The organism is Faecalibacterium prausnitzii (genome assembly GCF_003287495.1).
GTDB classification, from domain to species: Bacteria; Bacillota; Clostridia; order Oscillospirales; family Ruminococcaceae; genus Faecalibacterium; species Faecalibacterium prausnitzii_I.
This window is the reverse complement of sequence record NZ_PRLE01000001.1, coordinates 49,831-65,506: the sequence shown is the minus strand read 5'-3', so window position 1 is coordinate 65,506 and position 15,676 is coordinate 49,831. Positions and strand designations below refer to the sequence as shown.

General features: G+C 59.9%; 15 protein-coding genes. 2 read left to right on the top strand and 13 right to left on the bottom strand.

What is annotated here, in order from left to right:
* Window positions 1–140: 140 nt before the first annotated feature.
* The 13 genes from C4N22_RS00330 to C4N22_RS00270 form a co-directional block, all read right to left on the bottom strand.
* Window positions 141–1,667 (bottom strand): DUF3794 and LysM peptidoglycan-binding domain-containing protein, encoded by a 1,527-nt coding sequence (locus C4N22_RS00330; protein WP_112147563.1) that lies wholly within the window; start codon window positions 1,665–1,667, stop codon window positions 141–143.
* A gap of 266 nt (window positions 1,668–1,933) precedes the next feature.
* Window positions 1,934–2,581 carry a thiamine diphosphokinase gene (locus tag C4N22_RS00325; RefSeq protein ID WP_112147562.1) on the bottom strand — a complete coding sequence of 216 codons (648 nt, stop codon included), beginning with the start codon at window positions 2,579–2,581 and terminating at the stop codon, window positions 1,934–1,936.
* A gap of 95 nt (window positions 2,582–2,676) precedes the next feature.
* Window positions 2,677–3,555 carry a ribosome small subunit-dependent GTPase A gene (gene rsgA / locus C4N22_RS00320; protein ID WP_112114918.1) on the bottom strand — a complete coding sequence of 293 codons (879 nt, stop codon included), beginning with the start codon at window positions 3,553–3,555 and terminating at the stop codon, window positions 2,677–2,679.
* Window positions 3,556–3,567: 12 nt separating this feature from the next.
* Complete coding sequence (gene pknB / locus C4N22_RS00315) at window positions 3,568–5,454, bottom strand: Stk1 family PASTA domain-containing Ser/Thr kinase (RefSeq protein WP_112147561.1); 1,887 nt, start codon at window positions 5,452–5,454, stop codon at window positions 3,568–3,570.
* The gene (locus C4N22_RS00310; protein ID WP_112147560.1) at window positions 5,447–6,196 is read right to left on the bottom strand and encodes a Stp1/IreP family PP2C-type Ser/Thr phosphatase; all 750 of its coding nucleotides are present in this window, start codon (window positions 6,194–6,196) and stop codon (window positions 5,447–5,449) included. The genes pknB and C4N22_RS00310 overlap by 8 nt, the downstream gene beginning before the upstream one ends.
* A gap of 10 nt (window positions 6,197–6,206) precedes the next feature.
* Window positions 6,207–7,247 carry a 23S rRNA (adenine(2503)-C(2))-methyltransferase RlmN gene (gene rlmN, locus C4N22_RS00305; RefSeq protein WP_112147559.1) on the bottom strand — a complete coding sequence of 347 codons (1,041 nt, stop codon included), beginning with the start codon at window positions 7,245–7,247 and terminating at the stop codon, window positions 6,207–6,209.
* A 43-nt stretch (window positions 7,248–7,290) separates the two neighbouring features.
* Window positions 7,291–8,613 (bottom strand): 16S rRNA (cytosine(967)-C(5))-methyltransferase RsmB, encoded by a 1,323-nt coding sequence (gene rsmB / locus C4N22_RS00300; protein WP_112147558.1) that lies wholly within the window; start codon window positions 8,611–8,613, stop codon window positions 7,291–7,293.
* On the bottom strand, window positions 8,613–9,533 hold the full coding sequence (gene fmt, locus C4N22_RS00295; protein WP_112114922.1) for a methionyl-tRNA formyltransferase: 921 nt from the start codon (window positions 9,531–9,533) through the stop codon (window positions 8,613–8,615). Before fmt ends, rsmB begins: the two co-directional genes overlap by 1 nt.
* A complete protein-coding gene (gene def, locus C4N22_RS00290; protein ID WP_022257244.1) occupies window positions 9,533–10,069 on the bottom strand; it encodes a peptide deformylase in 537 nt (178 codons plus the stop codon). Before def ends, fmt begins: the two co-directional genes overlap by 1 nt.
* A 36-nt stretch (window positions 10,070–10,105) precedes the next feature.
* Complete coding sequence (gene priA / locus C4N22_RS00285) at window positions 10,106–12,367, bottom strand: replication restart helicase PriA (RefSeq protein ID WP_112147557.1); 2,262 nt, start codon at window positions 12,365–12,367, stop codon at window positions 10,106–10,108.
* 13 nt (window positions 12,368–12,380) lie between these two features.
* Window positions 12,381–12,953 carry a guanylate kinase gene (gmk, locus tag C4N22_RS00280; protein WP_022257246.1) on the bottom strand — a complete coding sequence of 191 codons (573 nt, stop codon included), beginning with the start codon at window positions 12,951–12,953 and terminating at the stop codon, window positions 12,381–12,383.
* Between the two features lie 4 nt (window positions 12,954–12,957).
* Window positions 12,958–13,224: a DUF370 domain-containing protein gene (locus tag C4N22_RS00275; RefSeq protein WP_022257247.1), complete on the bottom strand. Its 267-nt coding sequence runs from the start codon at window positions 13,222–13,224 to the stop codon at window positions 12,958–12,960.
* A gap of 24 nt (window positions 13,225–13,248) precedes the next feature.
* Window positions 13,249–14,127, bottom strand: a complete 879-nt coding sequence (locus C4N22_RS00270; protein WP_112114925.1) for a YicC/YloC family endoribonuclease — start codon at window positions 14,125–14,127, stop codon at window positions 13,249–13,251.
* A 227-nt stretch (window positions 14,128–14,354) separates the two neighbouring features.
* Between C4N22_RS00270 and C4N22_RS00265 the strand changes: the two genes are divergently transcribed.
* Both C4N22_RS00265 and C4N22_RS00260 read left to right on the top strand, forming a co-directional pair.
* Complete coding sequence (locus C4N22_RS00265; RefSeq protein WP_112147556.1) at window positions 14,355–14,918, top strand: TetR/AcrR family transcriptional regulator; 564 nt, start codon at window positions 14,355–14,357, stop codon at window positions 14,916–14,918.
* A gap of 74 nt (window positions 14,919–14,992) precedes the next feature.
* The gene (locus tag C4N22_RS00260) at window positions 14,993–15,667 is read left to right on the top strand and encodes a hypothetical protein (protein WP_112147555.1); all 675 of its coding nucleotides are present in this window, start codon (window positions 14,993–14,995) and stop codon (window positions 15,665–15,667) included.
* The last annotated feature ends 9 nt before the right edge of the window (window positions 15,668–15,676 follow it).

Here is a 15,676-nt window from a genome sequence, read left to right as displayed (position 1 = left end):
AGACGATTCAAATTATAACAGCGCCAGCGGCACTTTACCAGAGGGTTCCGCAAGTTTTTGTTCCCGTTTCTTTCATAAGTCATACTTAAATCGGGCTTTGTGCAGTTTTTACAGACAAGACTCGGGTTGTTTGGCAAATATTACCCGCCGGGTACCAGCAGTCTGCGAGGCGCTGCAAGGGTCTCTGTGCCCTCGGGCAGGTCATTGGCAGCCAGCATCTGCCCTGGGGAGACGGAGAATCTCCGGGCGATCTCAAACAGCTGCTCCCCTGCCTGTGCATAATAGACCCGCAGCGAGATCTCCGGGTCGGCTGGAGTCAGCGGTTCTCCCAGTGCAATGCTCTCCACGCAGGCTGTTGTGCAGCGCTCCAGGATCGTCCCCTCCACCCGGGCCGTCACCGTTACTTCCAGTGCACCGCCCTGTGCCGTGCATTGCAGATCTTCCACACTCAGCCAGCACTCCGGGTAGAGATCCGCTGTTTCCGGCAGCGTGGTATCCAGCGCAAGATCCATTTCCAACGTTTTTTCATAGCTTTCCAACTCGGCCAGCGTGTTTTCCGCAAAGGCCGTGACGGTTACCCGGGCCGTCAGATTCCAGCGGCCATTCTGGAATGCCAGCTGAGCCGGGCCAAAAGAGGCAAAACAGGCCAGCACCTTTGCCCCGGCATCCGGCAGCGCACCGGAACCTTTGAGGGCAGCAGATGCACTCAGCGGGCAGACGATCCGCTCGGATAAGATGTTCTGCATGGTCTGTGTCGTCTCAAATTTCGTTGAGAACGCGTCGGTCACGCACTGGAGCTGGTAAGGCCGCCAACCCCGCAGCCGGAGCATGGCGGTCACGGTCAGTGTGCCGGGGCCGGAAGTGTCCCCCTCGCCCTGTGCCAGTGTGAACCCTGTGGGCTCCACCACACACAGGCAGCGGCAGTCCTCACTCAGTCCCTCCGCGTCCAGCACCTGGTTGAACGGCAGTGTGATGCTGGTGCTCCGCAGGCTCGTCTCTCCCTCAGCACGCCAGGCACACTGTCCTTTGATTTCTCCCTTGGCAACAGCCTTTCCCCGCAAGACTTTCAGCTCCCGGACCTCTGCCGTGCCGGAGAAGTCCAGAACTGCCGCCGGGGCTGTTTCCAGTGCAAGCTCCCCCTCCACGGTGATCAGCTTTTCCAGCGCAGCGGCACGCCGCACGCCCGTGATGGTGGTAAACTTCTGCTCAATGCCCCCCTCCGAGAGTGCAGTGATGAGCTCTGTTTTGTTCTGCGCATGAACCGATACCACCAGCCCGAACGCGCCCCGTGCCTCGATACGGTGGGGGTTGACCACCCGGCAATTGACATATTCCGTCTGTCCCTCCACCTGTGCCGCCCACGCCGTAAATGGGAATTCCGGCAGCTCCAGCGTTTTGGTAAAGGGCAGCTTCTGCTCGGTCTGGCAGAGGCCCGCGCCGTCCTCGCCCTGATAATAGACCGTACAGCGCAGGTAGCCGTCCAGCGTCAGCCGCCCGGGCTGCAGCTGTTTTTGCAGCACCACCGGCCGCACAAAACACTTGACCAGTTTAAAGACCGGGGGCAGGTAATCGGAAATCAAAATCTCTGTTTCCAACGGGAGCTCCGCCTTGAGGGTGCAGCTGGCACCTGCAGCGGGCAAAGCATCCCGGAAAATCTTCAGTTCCATGCAACGCGCTCCTTTCCTGTCCGCTTGGCACATTTTATGCCCTGTAATGAAACGGTATGCGCAAAAAATCTGCCGGACAGCACACAGCCATCCGGCAGATTTTTGTTACAGGTTCTCTTTGGGGCTCTTTTTGATGCCGAACAACCGGCACAGCAGCCCCCGGAGAAGTTTCGGACTTTTTACCACAACCACCTGCATGGATGCACCCCGCCTTTCACTGGTTTTGCCCCAGTATAGGCGGTTTGCGCACAAAATGTGCAGGCGCTTCAGCAAACAGGACCGTCTGCCAGCGTTTCAACGACCACCAGTGCTCCGGTGCGGGTACTGACGGTGATGCAGTCAGAGCCCTCAGCATATTCATTGCTGACGCCCAGCGGATAGGTTGCTGTCAAGATCGCATCCGTCAGTTCATAGAACGAACCGCTCTCGCACACACCCTCGGCCTTTCCCTCCAACGGGAAGACAGAAAAGAAGAAATAATCTTCCTTGTGGTAGCTGCGGGTCTCACCGGGGAGTACATAGCTGACGCGGCTGCGCTCATCCTGAATGGTGACCCGCACGCCGCGCTGCTCCAGCCCAAGGCCGGTGCAAAGGTTTGCCAGTGTATGCTCCAGCCGCTTGCCGCCCAGAGCACCCAGCAGCAACACCTCCGTAAAGCCTTTTTGAGAGACCAGCTTGGCGGCATACTCGGTATCGGTATCATCCTTGACATGGGGCAGAACAACAATGTCGTCATCCTGCTGCTCCGGGCAGGGAGCCGTATCAAAATCGCCCACTATGATATTGGGCTTGCAGCCCAGCGGAGTGCAATTGCGGTAGCCTGCGTCACAGGCGATGATGAAATCATCCGGGCGCAGCAGCTTTGCCAGTTCCGGCGAAACCGGGCAGGCGGAAAGGATCACACAACGGGACATAAAACTGATTCTTCTTTCTTCCTCGATTCCTGGCTCCCCTGTTAGGGGAGCTCCCGGACGCGCCCCCGTAGGGGGACGGAACGGGTGAGAGGTTTTTAAACTTTGGGCCGCTGCCAGTCTTTGACGTCTTTTACTTCGTCGTACATGGCGCAATAGCTGTCGTACCGGGTCTGGGAGAGTTTCCCCTCGGCCAATGCGGCACGGACGGCGCAGCCTTTTTCTGCACGGTGGGAACAGCCGGTAAACTGGCACTCTCCCAGATAAGGCCCAAACTCCGGGAACGCGTGTTCCAGATTCTCTTTCGGGATAAACCCGGCACGGTTGGCTTCCAGGCTGGCAAAGCCGGGCGTATCGGCAATGCGCCCGCCAAACGCCTCAAAAATGGTCACTTCCCGGGTGGTGTGGCGGCCACGGCCCAGCTTCTGGCTGATGGCACCCGTTTCCCGCTCCACGTCTGGCAGCAACGCATTGAGCAGCGTGGATTTGCCCACGCCGGAGTTTCCGCAGAACGCGCACAGGCGGCCTGTGATCCACTGCTTGACCTCGTCCAGCCCGGCTCCGGTCTCATAATCGATCCGGATGAAAGGCAGGGTGGATTTTTCATAAGCCGAGCGCAGGAACTCTGCTTCGGCCAAGTCGCCTTTGGTACAGACGATGACGGGCTGAACACCTTTATCCACTGCAATGGCCGAGAGTTTATCCAGCACCAGTGTGCTGGGGGTAGGCTGTGTGGTGCTGGCCACCAGGAACAGCACATCCAGATTTGCCACCGGCGGACGGACAAAAACGTTTTTGCGGGGCGCGATCTGTGCAATGACAGCTGCGCCGTTCTCGGTTTCCAGCGTCACTTCGTCGCCTGCCACCGGGGTGATTTTTTGTTTACGGAAGATGCCGCGGGGCTTGCACTCCACGATTCCCTCCGCTGTTTTGACGTAATAGAACCCGCCGATGCCTTTCACGATATAACCGTTCATCTGCGGCCTCCCTTATGACAGCCAGGACTGCCACCAGTCCCCCAGAGTGGCACCGCCAGAGGACGATGCACTCTCGCCGCCCTCCGTGCTGCTGGAAGAAGAAGCGCCGCTGCCCCACAGGCCGCCCCACCAGCTGCCATCACTGCCGCCATCCGAGCTGCTGGGGGCTTCCGGTTCCGGTGCGGGCTCCGGGCCTGCACTGACGACCACACTGACACGGCTGTTCAGCTTGATGGATGCCCCTGCACCGGGGTTCTGGCTGATGATGGTGCCCACGGGCTGGTCACTGTACTCCTCCGACTGACTGCCGAGGCCCAGTTTATTCTGCACCAGCAGGGTGCGGGCATCGTCCACACTCATGCCCACCAGAGAGGGCACCTTGGTGGTGGTGCTCACCTGCGGGCGGCTGACATAGACGACCACCGTAGTCCCGGCGGCCACCTGACTGCCGGCGGCCGGGTCGGTGCGGATGATGGAGCCTGCGGCCACCGATTCATCCACCGCCTGGGTGACCAGAACGGACACGCCCAGATCTTTGAGCTGCTGCTCGCCATCGGCCTGCAGGTAGTTGGTCAGGTCCGGCACCGTGACATACTGGATGCCCAGGCTGACGGTCAGTGTCACGCTCTGGCCCTCGCGGACGGTACGGCCCGCCACGGGAGACTGCTTGTAAACATAGCCTGCGGCGTAGTCGTTGGAATACTCCTGCTCCCAGTTGACGGTGATCTGGCCGGAGGCCACCTGTTGAGAAGCGTTGACTTCATCCTGCGTCATGCCGCTGTAATCGCCCAGAACAACATCGGCTTTCTGGTTCATCAGATTGCTGGAATCGTTGAGGATGCTCCAGCACAAAGCGGCACAGGCCAGCGCAAAGGCCACCGTGATGCCAAACAGCACCGGGAGAAAGGCCGAGCTCCGCTTCTTGCCTTTTTTGCGGGTATTTTTGGCACTGCCGCGGACAGTGCCTGCCTCACGTTTTTGACTCATAGAGGGTGTCACCACCTTTTCAGGAACTTCTTCCGGGAGATACGTGTAGTTGAAGACGATGGCCGGGTTCTCCACATAGGCATTGAGCGCTTCCAGCATCTCCGCCGCGCTGCTGTAGCGGTTGGCTGGCAGCTTTGCCATGGCACGTTCCGTGATCTCCACAAGACCATGCGGCACAGTGGGAGCCAGCTCCTGCAGGGAGCGGGGCTCATCGGTGATCTGCTTCATGGCCACGGCCACTACATCGTCGGCGTCAAAGGGCAGCTTGCCCGAGAGCATCTCGTACATCATGACGCCCACCGAATAAAGATCGCTCTTGCGGTCTGTTTCGTCACCCTTGGCCTGTTCCGGGCTGATATAATGAACACTGCCCATGGCCTTGCCGCCGCCCAGCTGATTTTCGGCCCGGGAAACCCGCGCGATGCCAAAATCCATCATCCGGAGCTGGCCATTGTCCAGCAGCATGATGTTCTGGGGCTTGATGTCCCGGTGCACCACGCCGTTGCGGTGGGCATGGTCAAGAGCCTTTAAGATCTGGGAGATGAAATGCACCGTTTCCCGACTGGTCAGCTTGCCGCCGCGTTCGTTGAGGTACTCCCGCAGCGTCATACCGTCCACATACTCCATCACGATATATTGCAGCGTTTCGCTGACCGAGACATCATACACCTTGACGATGTTGGGATGGTTGAGCAGCGAAATGGCTTTGGATTCATTTTTAAAGCGGCGGACAAGGTCCGGGTCGTGCATCAGCTCCTGGCGCAGGACCTTGACGGCCACCACCGTTCCCACCGGGACAGGGCCGTTTTCCCCCACCACGACTGCCTTATAAACATTTGCCATACCGCCCGTGCCAATGAGCTCCCGGACTGCATACAGGCCGTCCAGCGTCCGGCCAATGAGATTATCCATGGCGTACCTCCAGCGGCTCTACGCCCAGCAGCAGGGCGGTGATATTATCCGGCCCGCCGTTTTCATCGGCGGTATCCACCAGGCGGTCCGGCAGGTCGTAGAACGAGCCCTTGCCCAGCAGCTGCTCGATGTCTTCCCGCGGGACGGCGTTGGTCAGGCCGTCCGAGCAGAGCAGCAGCAGATCCCCGGGCTGCACCTTGACGATGGTGCACTCCGGCTCCAGCCGGTAATCCACGCCAAGAGCCTTGGTAATGATGTTTTTCTGGGGATGGTGCTCGGCCTCTTCCACCGTGATGGTGCCGCAGTCCACCAGCTCCTGCACATAGGAGTGATCGTGGGTGAGCTGAGTGAGCTTGCCATCCCGGTAGAGATAGGCGCGGGAATCCCCCGCATGGCACAGGAATGCCTGCCCGGCCCGCACCAGCGCGCAGACCGCGGTGGTGCCCATGCCGGCAAAGGCTTCCTCGTGCATCGCTTTCTGGAAAATGAAACGGTTGGCACTGATGAGGGCACGCTTTAAAAACGCTTCCTCCTCGCCGGGCATACACTGGGCATACTGCTCCTGAAAGCAGCGCTCAATGACGTTGCATGCGCTTTGCGAAGCTTCGCGTCCGCCCCGTGCACCGCCCATACCGTCGCACACAAGCACCCAAGCCGCATCGCCGGGGAGCTCCCCGGCACGGTAATCGTCCTGGTTTTCCTGGCGGACGCGGCCAACGTCCGTTTTTCCTGCTAGTTTCATAGGTTTCTCCTTATGCTTTCCCATTCATCTCGTCACGGCGGAGCTGCCCGCAGGCGGCGCTGATCTCACTGCCCAAACGGCGGCGGACCGTGGCGTTGACGCCCAGACTTTCCAGCTTCTGCTGGAAACGGCGGACGTTTGCGGCATCGGTGGCGGAGTAGGGGCTGCCGTCCACCGGATTGATGGGGATGAGGTTGACATGGGCTCCCATGCCCCGGATGAGGTTTGCCAGCTGTTTTGCGCAGGCATCGGAATCATTGACGCCCCGCACCATGGAATACTCAAAGCTGACGCGGCGGCCCGTGGTATCCTGATAGCGGCGGACGGCCTGCATCAGCTGCTCCACCGGGTAGGCGTCGTTGACGGGCATCATCCCGCTGCGGATCTCATTGTTGGGTGCGTGCAATGAGACGGAAAGGGTCAGCTGCAGCTTTTTCTCCGCCAGCTGGTCGATCTTGGGCACCAGACCGCAGGTGGAAAGGCTGATATTCCGCATCCCGATATTGACGCCCTCCGGCGAGGTGATGTTCTCGAGGAAGCGCATCACCTCGTCAAAATTATCCAGCGGCTCGCCAATGCCCATGAGGACGATGTGGGAGATGCGCTCCCCGATGTCCTTTTGAGCGGTATAAATTTCAGAGCAGATCTCCCCTGCTTCCAGGTTGCGCACCCGGCCCGCCTGGGTGGAGGCGCAGAAGCGGCAGCCCATCCGGCAGCCCACCTGGGTGGAGACACAGACTGTATTGCCATAGTGGTAGCGCATGACGACGGTCTCAATGCAGTTGCCGTCCTCCATCCGCAGCAGATATTTCACGGTGCCGTCTTTGGCCTCCTGCCGACGCTCGATCTGCGGGGCCGCGATATAAAACCGCTCTTCCAGCTTGGCCAGCAGGGTCTTGGGCTGATCGGTCATGGCGGAAAACTCCGTGACCAGCTTCTGATGCACCCAGTGGAAGATCTGTTTTGCCCGGAACCCCGGCTGGCCCAGCGCTTTAAGCTCTGCGGCCAGCTCCTCCAGCGTCAGGGAGGATATACAACGTTTTTGTTCCATTGCGTTCTCCTATTGCTTCCCGGTGCAACACACCGGGATTTGGTCATTGTTTCTGCATCGCGCAGAGGAAAAAGCCGTCCATCCCGGTGCGGGTAGGTACGGAGAGAGCTCCATGCTCCCCCACCGTCATCCCCTGCGGGAACGGCACCTCCGGCGTGACGACCCGGAACTCCGGATGGCGGTTTAAAAATGCCGCCACCTGTTCCTCATTTTCGGCCGGGTCAATGGTACAGGTGGAGTAGACCAGCCGCCCGCCTGCTTTGAGCAGAGAGGCTGCTGTGTCCAGAATGGCCGATTGGGTGGCCAATAATTCATCGTGGCGGGCTTTGAGCAGGCTCTTATAGCGGATATCCGGCTTTTTGGCCAGGATTCCCAGCCCACTGCAGGGTGCGTCCACCAGGATTCGGTCTGCCTGCGGCAACTTGGGGTTTGGTCTGGAGGCATCATTGCAAAGCGTCTCGACGCAGGCGGTAAATCCCATCCGTTCCACGGCCTTGGCAATGAGCTGGACGCGGTTTTCGGTCACGTCGCAGCTGATGAGCCGCCCGGTGCCCTGCATTTCCTCAGCCAGCAGCAGCGTTTTGCCGCCGGGGGCTGCACAGAGGTCCAGCACGGTATCGCCCGGCTTTGCCTCCACACAGAGGGCCGCCAGCTGGCTGGCCTGTCCCTCCACATGGTAGTACCCCCGCCGGAAGAGCTCCTGTTCCGCCGGGCTGCCCTCAAAACGGGCCAGCACACTGCCCGGGACGATCCCCGGTTCCGCGCTCTTGGCACCATTTTGCATCAGCAGCTCACACAGCTGTGCCGCGCTGGCCTTGAGCGGGTTTGCCCGCAGGCTGGTCATACCGCCGTCTGCCGTATGGGTCAGGATGCCAAGTGCCTCCTCCGGGTAATGGCGGTGCAGAAACTCCGCGACCTCCCGGCTGGCGGAGCCGAGAACCATGAGCTTTTCGATTTCATCCTTGAAAACGGCTTTGTCCAGGTCATAGACACAGGCCTTGCGCAGGACCGCATTGACCAGGCCCGACGCACTGGATTTTTTGAAACTCCGGGTCAGCTTGACGGCCTCATTGACAGCCGCCGAGACAGGCACCTGCATATAACGTGCCTGCGCCACTGCCGCCCGCAAGATCTCCCGCACCGGGGCGTCCAGTTTGGCAAGGCCCTTGGGCAGAAACTGCTCCAAAATAAAATCGATCGTTCCGCGATGCTCCAGCACCGTGTAAAAAATGGCGCTGGCAAAGGCTTTATCGCGGCCATCCAGCTCCCGGCGCCGGAGCTCGGCATCCAGAATCAGGTTGGAAAAGCCATCCTGCTCCTGCCGGACCAGAGCCGCTACCGCCGCCGCGCGGGGATTGGCCGCCATCAGAGGCTGTCCCCCGTTTTCAGGCGGAGGCCCGCTGCAAACGAGGTGCCGTCCATGGGCTTTTTGCCCTCCGGCACCACATGCAGCAGCTGAACAGCACCCTCACCGCAGGCAACCGTCAGAGGCTTGGTGGCCAGCACCGTGCCGGGCGCTTCTCCATGGGAGGGGGCCACACGGCACTCCATGACTTTGACTTTCTTCCCGCCTGCCGTCATAAACCAGGCACCGGGCCAGGGGTTCATGCCCCGCACCCAGTTGTGGATGTGTGCGGCAGACTCCGACAGTTTGAACTCGGCCATGGCCTTGTCCAGCATGGGGGCCAGGGTGGCGTTTTCGTGGTCTTGCTTCTGGGGCTTGAGCGTCCCTGCCGCAATGGCCGGGATGGTCTCACAGAGGACGCGGGCCCCCACAGCCGTCACACGGTCAAACAGCTCGCCGCTGGTCTCCTCGGGGTCAACGGGCATCTTCTCACAGACCAGCACATCGCCGGTGTCGAGGCCCTCATCCATCTGCATGATGGAGACACCCGTCTCTGTATCCCCATTGAGGACTGCCCACTGCACCGGGGCGCTGCCACGGTACTTGGGCAGCAGAGAGACATGCAGGTTGACGCAGCCGTATTTCGGGATGTTCAGCACGCTGGCGGGCAGGATGCAGCCATAGGCCACCACCACGATGAGCTCCGGGGCCAGCGCCTGAATGTTGGCGTCCTCGCCTCCGTCCCGCAGGGTGCGGGGCTGGAAGACGGGCGTGCCATGCTCCAGAGCAACCTCTTTGACCGGAGGAGCCGTGAGCACCTGCTTGCGACCCACCGGCTTATCCCGGCGGGTGTAGACGGCGCAGATATCATGCCCTGCAGCGTACAGAGCCTTGAGGCACTCGGCAGCAATATCCGGCGTGCCCATGAACAGAATGCGCATCAGTTGTTTCCTTTCGCTTTGCGGGCTGCAGCGCGGCCCTCTTCCGTATCCTCATAGAAATACTCGCTGGACTGCATGATGGTGATGCCGTCCAGGTGGTCGTTCTCATGCTGGATGCAGCGGGCCAGCAGGCCCTCGGCCTCCAGCTCAAACCAGTTACCGTTGCGGTCCTGTGCACGGACTTTGACAGCCGCCGGGCGGGTCACTGCACCGTTATGGCCAGGGAACGAGAGGCAGCCCTCGTAGGCAGTCTCTTCATCCTCGGAAACAGCCAGGATCTCGGGGTTGACGAAATCAATGAACTTGTACTCGTAATCCTCGGGGATCTCGTCCGGAGCATCGGTGGTGTCCCACACCACGAACAGGCGGCGGAGCATGCCAACCTGAGGGCCGGCCAGGCCCACGCCATCAGCTGCGATCATCGTCTCGCGCATATCGTCCAGCAGGGTAGCCAGACGGTCATCAAAATTGGTCACAGGGCGGCAGACCTTGTTCAGGATGGGGTCGCCCTCTTTTACAATGTTACGGATCGCCATAAATCGAAACCTCCAAAAGTTTGTATTGTGTTATCATCAAATATCGCCATCCGAGTGCAGGTCTACAACGACCGAGGCCTTAGAGGGCAGCTTTTCCTGCTCGTAGAGGCCCAGCGTTTCCCGGACAAGATCCCGGAAACGGCGGTCATTGCGGCACTTGATGGTGAGCTTATAGCGGTAGGTGTCGTTGATTTTTTCAATGTTGCCGGGGGTCGGGCCCAGCACCCGCAGAGGCAGGTCCGGCTGTTTGGCCGCCTGTTGGCCCAGTAATGCGGAAAAACGGGCCGCCGCCCGGGCCACCTCGGTCTCTTTGCCACCCGCAAAGCCAATGACGCAGAGCCCGCAGAACGGCGGGTAAAGGCCCAGCCTGCGGTATGCGATCTCCTGCTCGAAGAAAGCATCGTAATCCTGCGCGGCGGCGAGGTTCAGAACCGGGTTATCCGGGTCGGTGGTCTGGATGATGGCAAAACCAGGGTCTTTGGCCCTGCCGCTCCGGCCCACCACCTGAGTGATGAGGCTGAAGACCGTTTCATAGGCCCGGAAGCCCTGTGCAAACAGCAGCGAGTCAATGCCGAGGACACCTACAAGGGTCACGTCCTCAAAATCCAGCCCTTTGGCCACCATCTGGGTGCCCACCATGATGTCATACTCATGATCGGCAAACCGGGCCAGCAGCTTCTCGTGGGCGTCTTTTGCGGCGGTGGAGTCCTGATCCATCCGCAGGATGCGGGCTTCCGGGAAGAGCTTTGCAAGCTCTTCCTCTGCTTTCTGTGTGCCAAAGCCCCGGTATTGCAGCTTTCCACCGCAGGCGGGACAGTTTTTGGGGGGTGGGTCCATCTGGCTGCCACAGTAGTGGCAGAGCAGTTTGTGGCTGGCCTTGTGGTAGACCATGGGGACACTGCATTTGGGGCACTTGAGCACCTCGCGGCAGTCCTCGCACTGAGCCACCGTCTGGTAACCCCGGCGGTTGAGGAGAAGGATGGTCTGCTTGTGAACTTCAAGGTTGCGGCGGATGGCGTCTTCCAGCGCAAGGCTGATCTCCCGCGGGTTGCCGGAAGCCAGCTCCGCCCGCATATCCACGATCTGGACACTGGGCAGCGGGTTGCCTCCATAGCGTTTGGTCAGCCTGACCAGCTGGGTGCGGCCTTTCTGAGCCGCAAAGTAGCTTTCGGTGCTGGGGGTGGCACTGGCCAGCAGGAGCAGTGCACCGTTTTCCGCCGCGCGCTGGCGGGCCACCTCATGGGCGGAGTACCGGGGTGCGGACTCAGAGCGGTAGGTATGCTCCTGCTCCTCGTCAATGATGACAAGGCCGATGTTTTCCAGCGGCGAAAAAATCGCGCTGCGGGTGCCTACCACGATATCCGCCCCGCCATCCTGGATCATCTGCCACTGGAGCAGCCGTTCGGTGTGGTTGAGGGCGGAGTGCTGCACGGCCACCCGGCGGCCAAACTGGCTCTTGAGCCGCAGGATCATCTGAGGTGTCAGGCTGATCTCCGGCACCAGCACCAGCGCCTTGCGGCCCAGCTGTAAGCACCGCTCAATGAGCTTTAAAAAGACCAGCGTTTTTCCGCTGCCTGTGACACCGTAAAGCAGCGCCGAGTGCGGGGCGGTATCTTCCAGGTGAGGCAGCAGGGCACCATAGGCAGCCTGCTGCTCCTCCGTCAGAACGATCGGCTCATTTTGAAACGGGATGCTGGCGTAAAGGTCGATGGAACGGTTGACCCTCGTACAGGCCAGCACGCCTTTGGTGCAGAGATTGTCCAGCACCGCCCGGCTGATGCCTTTTTCTTCCAGTTCTCCCTGCGTGCGGGGGCCTCCACTGAGCAGCGCCACTGCCGCCAGCTGTTTGGCGGTCGGTTTCGGCTTTGTGGGCAGCTCCCCGGCCAGCTGGTAAGAATTCTCCGTGTGGCGGGTGAGCTGTTTTTGCAGTACCGGCGTCACACCATCGGCAGCCACGGCGGGCTTGTACTGTGCCCCATACGGGATGACCGCCTTGACGGCCTCGTAATAGGTGCAGAACGTCCGTTCTTTTAAAAAGTAGACCAGCTTGAGCAGCTCCGGCGTCAGGCAAGCCGAGGCCGGGGCGACGTCAAACAGGTACTTGAGCTTGGAGCTTTCCGGCTCGGCGTCGCAGGCCAGCACCACCCCCATCCGGGCACGGCTCCCCCGCCCAAATGGCACCAGCACCATGCTGCCCAGGCGGACAGCGTCCTGCTGGGCCGGCATGACGGCGTAGGTATAGAGTTTGTCGAAATGAAAGGTTGCATTGCTGACGGCAACGCCCACCGTTTTTGGCATTCGCGCGGCTCCTTTATGCGTTCAGTCCTGCACGCTGGCAGATGACCTGGTACAGCTCTTCGGCACAGGGGCCGATCTCGTTGTTGACCAGCTTGACGGCAAAGTGGTCCTGCTGGGCCAGTTCCTGCTTTGCCGTGGCAAGACGCTCCCGGATGCTTTCTTCCGTCTCGGTACCACGGCCCCGCAGACGGCGCTCCAGCTCCTCCTCCGAGGGAGGCAGCAGGAAGACCGTGGTTGCACCGGGATACATCCGGCGGATATTGGCCGCGCCGTGCACGTCGATGACCAGCACCACCAGCTTGCCTGCGTTGAGGCGCTTGTTGACCTCTTCTTTCAGGGTACCATAGTAGTTGCCGTTATAGAAGTTGTGCTCCACTACTTCATCGTCCTCAATGAGCTTCTGGAACTGCTCCCGGGTGCGGTAGTAATAATCCACACCCTCCTGCTCCCCGGGGCGGGGCGAACGGGTGGTGGCGGAGACCGTCTTTTCGATTTCAGGGTGGGCCTCCCGCAGGGCTTTGACAACGCTGTCCTTACCCGTACCGGCTGCACCCGAGACTACAAACAGATATTTTTCATTTTCCATGATTTTACTGCTCCTCTTCTATCACTTTGCCCTCCGGCTGCCCGGCGGCACGGCTGGCCACCGTTTCCGGCTGCAAGGCCGAAAGGACGACATGGTCGGAATCCATGATGAGCACTGCGCGGGTGCTCCGGCCATAGGATGCGTCGATCAGCATTCCACGCTCCCGCGCCTCTTTGACCAGACGCTTGACCGGGGCGGAATCCGGGCTGACAACGGCCACGACCCGCCCGGCACTGACAAGGTTGCCAAAGCCGATGTTGATGAGCTTCATCCTGTTCCCTCTTTTCTTGGAGGATCACTCCAGATTCTGGATCTGCTCGCGGATCTTCTCGATCTCCGCTTTCATATCCACCACAATGCGGGTGATGTCCAGATCCTGGCACTTGGAGCCAATGGTGTTCGTCTCACGGTTGAGCTCCTGCGTCAGGAAGTCCAGCTTGCGGCCAACCGGCTCGTTCTGCTCCAGAATGGAGCGGTACTGGGCAATGTGGCTGCGCAGGCGGACGGTCTCTTCATCCACCGCGGTCTTATCGCCAAAGATGGCGGCCTCGGTCAGGACACGGGCATCGTCAATGTTGCGGTCTTCCAGAATGACCTTGAGCTTTTCATACAGACGGTTGGTATAAGCCTCCACCCGGCCTGCGCTCAGGGTTTCCACTTTGCCGACGCACTCCTCCAGGAAGTTGAGGCGGTTTTCCACGTCCGCTTTCATCTTGGCGCCCTCGGCGGCACGCATCTCCACAAAGCGGTCCAGTGCCTGAGCTGTCACGGCGGAAACATCCTCCCACAACTGTTCTTCGTCCACATCAGCGTGGCGGGTCGCCAGCACATCCGGGAACCGGGTCAGCAGGCTGGTGGTGATGTCGTTCTTGATGCAGAGCTCCTCGGACAGGGTGCGGAGAGCCTGCTGATAGCTGCGGGCCAGCTCCATATTCACTGTGACGACCGTGTCGGCAGCCTCCACATTCTGCACCGTCAGGCTCAGCTCCAGCTTGCCGCGGGTGACACGCTCGTTGAGCTGCTTTTTCAGGCGGCTGTCCAGATAGCTGCAGGTGCGCGGCATCCGGGAAGAATACTCAAAGTACCGGGAATTGACGCTGCGCAGCTCCACCGTGATCTCGCGGCCATTGCGCACAGCAGTTCCCCGGCCAAAACCGGTCATGCTCAAAATCATGCTTTTTTCCTCGTATTCCAAAGGGTTTTCTGCGGACATTCTTCGTATATGTATCCGCTTTGGGGCACACAGACCCATGTTACGATACATATACTATATATTCTACTCTGCTGCCCCTTTTTTTGCAAGCAATGCAGCAAAAAAATCTATTTTACCACCTTGACAAAGAGCAGAAAGAGCGCTATACTACGCTTCATGAACAACGTTCACGTTGAGGAGGTGGTCACATGAATCCGATGGCAACGTCCAAGGAGGAGATCCTGAAAACGAGCCGGGTCCTCATCCAGAAGAATGGATGGGAAGCTGTCAACATCCGTGCGGTGGCAGCAGCCTGCGGGGTATCCGTGGGGTGCATCTACAACTACTTTGGTTCCAAGACCGAGCTGGTGAGCGCGGCGGTGGAAAGCATCTGGAGCGATATCTTCCGCCACCCGGACGACCCGGCGGTGTTTGAGGATACTCTCTCCTGCATCCGCTGGATGTACCGGCAGATGGAGTACGGCTCTGAGCAGTACCCCGGCTTCTTCACCCATCACGCGCTCGGCTTTGTGCGGCAGGACACCGCTGATGGCAAGCAGCAGATGCGGCAGACCTGGCAGCACATCCTGGATGCGCTGACCATGGTGCTGACCAGGGACAAAAAGATCCGGCCGGACGCATTTACGGAGGAGTTCAGCCGCCAGAAATTTGCGGGCATCCTGTTCTCCCTCATGCTTTCTGCCGTGGTGCAGCAGGATTTTGACCCCACAGCGGTACTGGAGATCATCCGCAGGACCATTTATGAAAGGTAAAAAACATCCCACCGTCTTGTGGGAGTTTTTTACGGCCAAAAGTGAACATCGTTCACAAAAGGAGCAATATTTTTATGAGAGCAATCATTGAGACCGTATTCGACATCTTCTATCTGGTCACCGTGCTGACCGTGGGCATCCGCATGATCCGCGGCAGCAAGAACAACCCCCAGTTTCGCCTGTTCGGCCTGATGGCCGTGGTGCTGGGCGCAGGCGATTCCTTCCATCTGGTGCCCCGTGCGCTGGCACTGTGCACCACCGGCCTGGAGAACTACGCTGTGCCTCTGGGTCTGGGCAAGTGGATCACCTCTGTGACTATGACCGTGTTCTATGTGCTGCTGTACTACGTCTGGCGCAAGCGCTACCAGATCAAGGGCCAGAAAGACCTGACCATTGCCGTGTACGCTCTTTCTGCCGTGCGCATCGTGCTGTGCATGATGCCGCAGAACCAGTGGCTGACCAACCACACCCCGCTGACCTGGGGCATCCTGCGCAACATCCCCTTTGCACTGCTGGGCCTGCTGATCATCGTGCTGTTCTACCACAGCGCCAAGGAACACAGGGATCAGGCCTTCCGCTGGATGTGGCTGACCATCGTGCTGAGCTTCGGCTTCTATACCCCGGTGGTGCTGTGGGCAGATGTCAACCCCCTGATCGGTATGCTGATGATCCCCAAGACCTGCGCTTACGTCTGGACCGTGCTGATCGGCTACAACGCCATGAAAGCCGAGAACGGCAAGAACAACTGAGAACTTCTG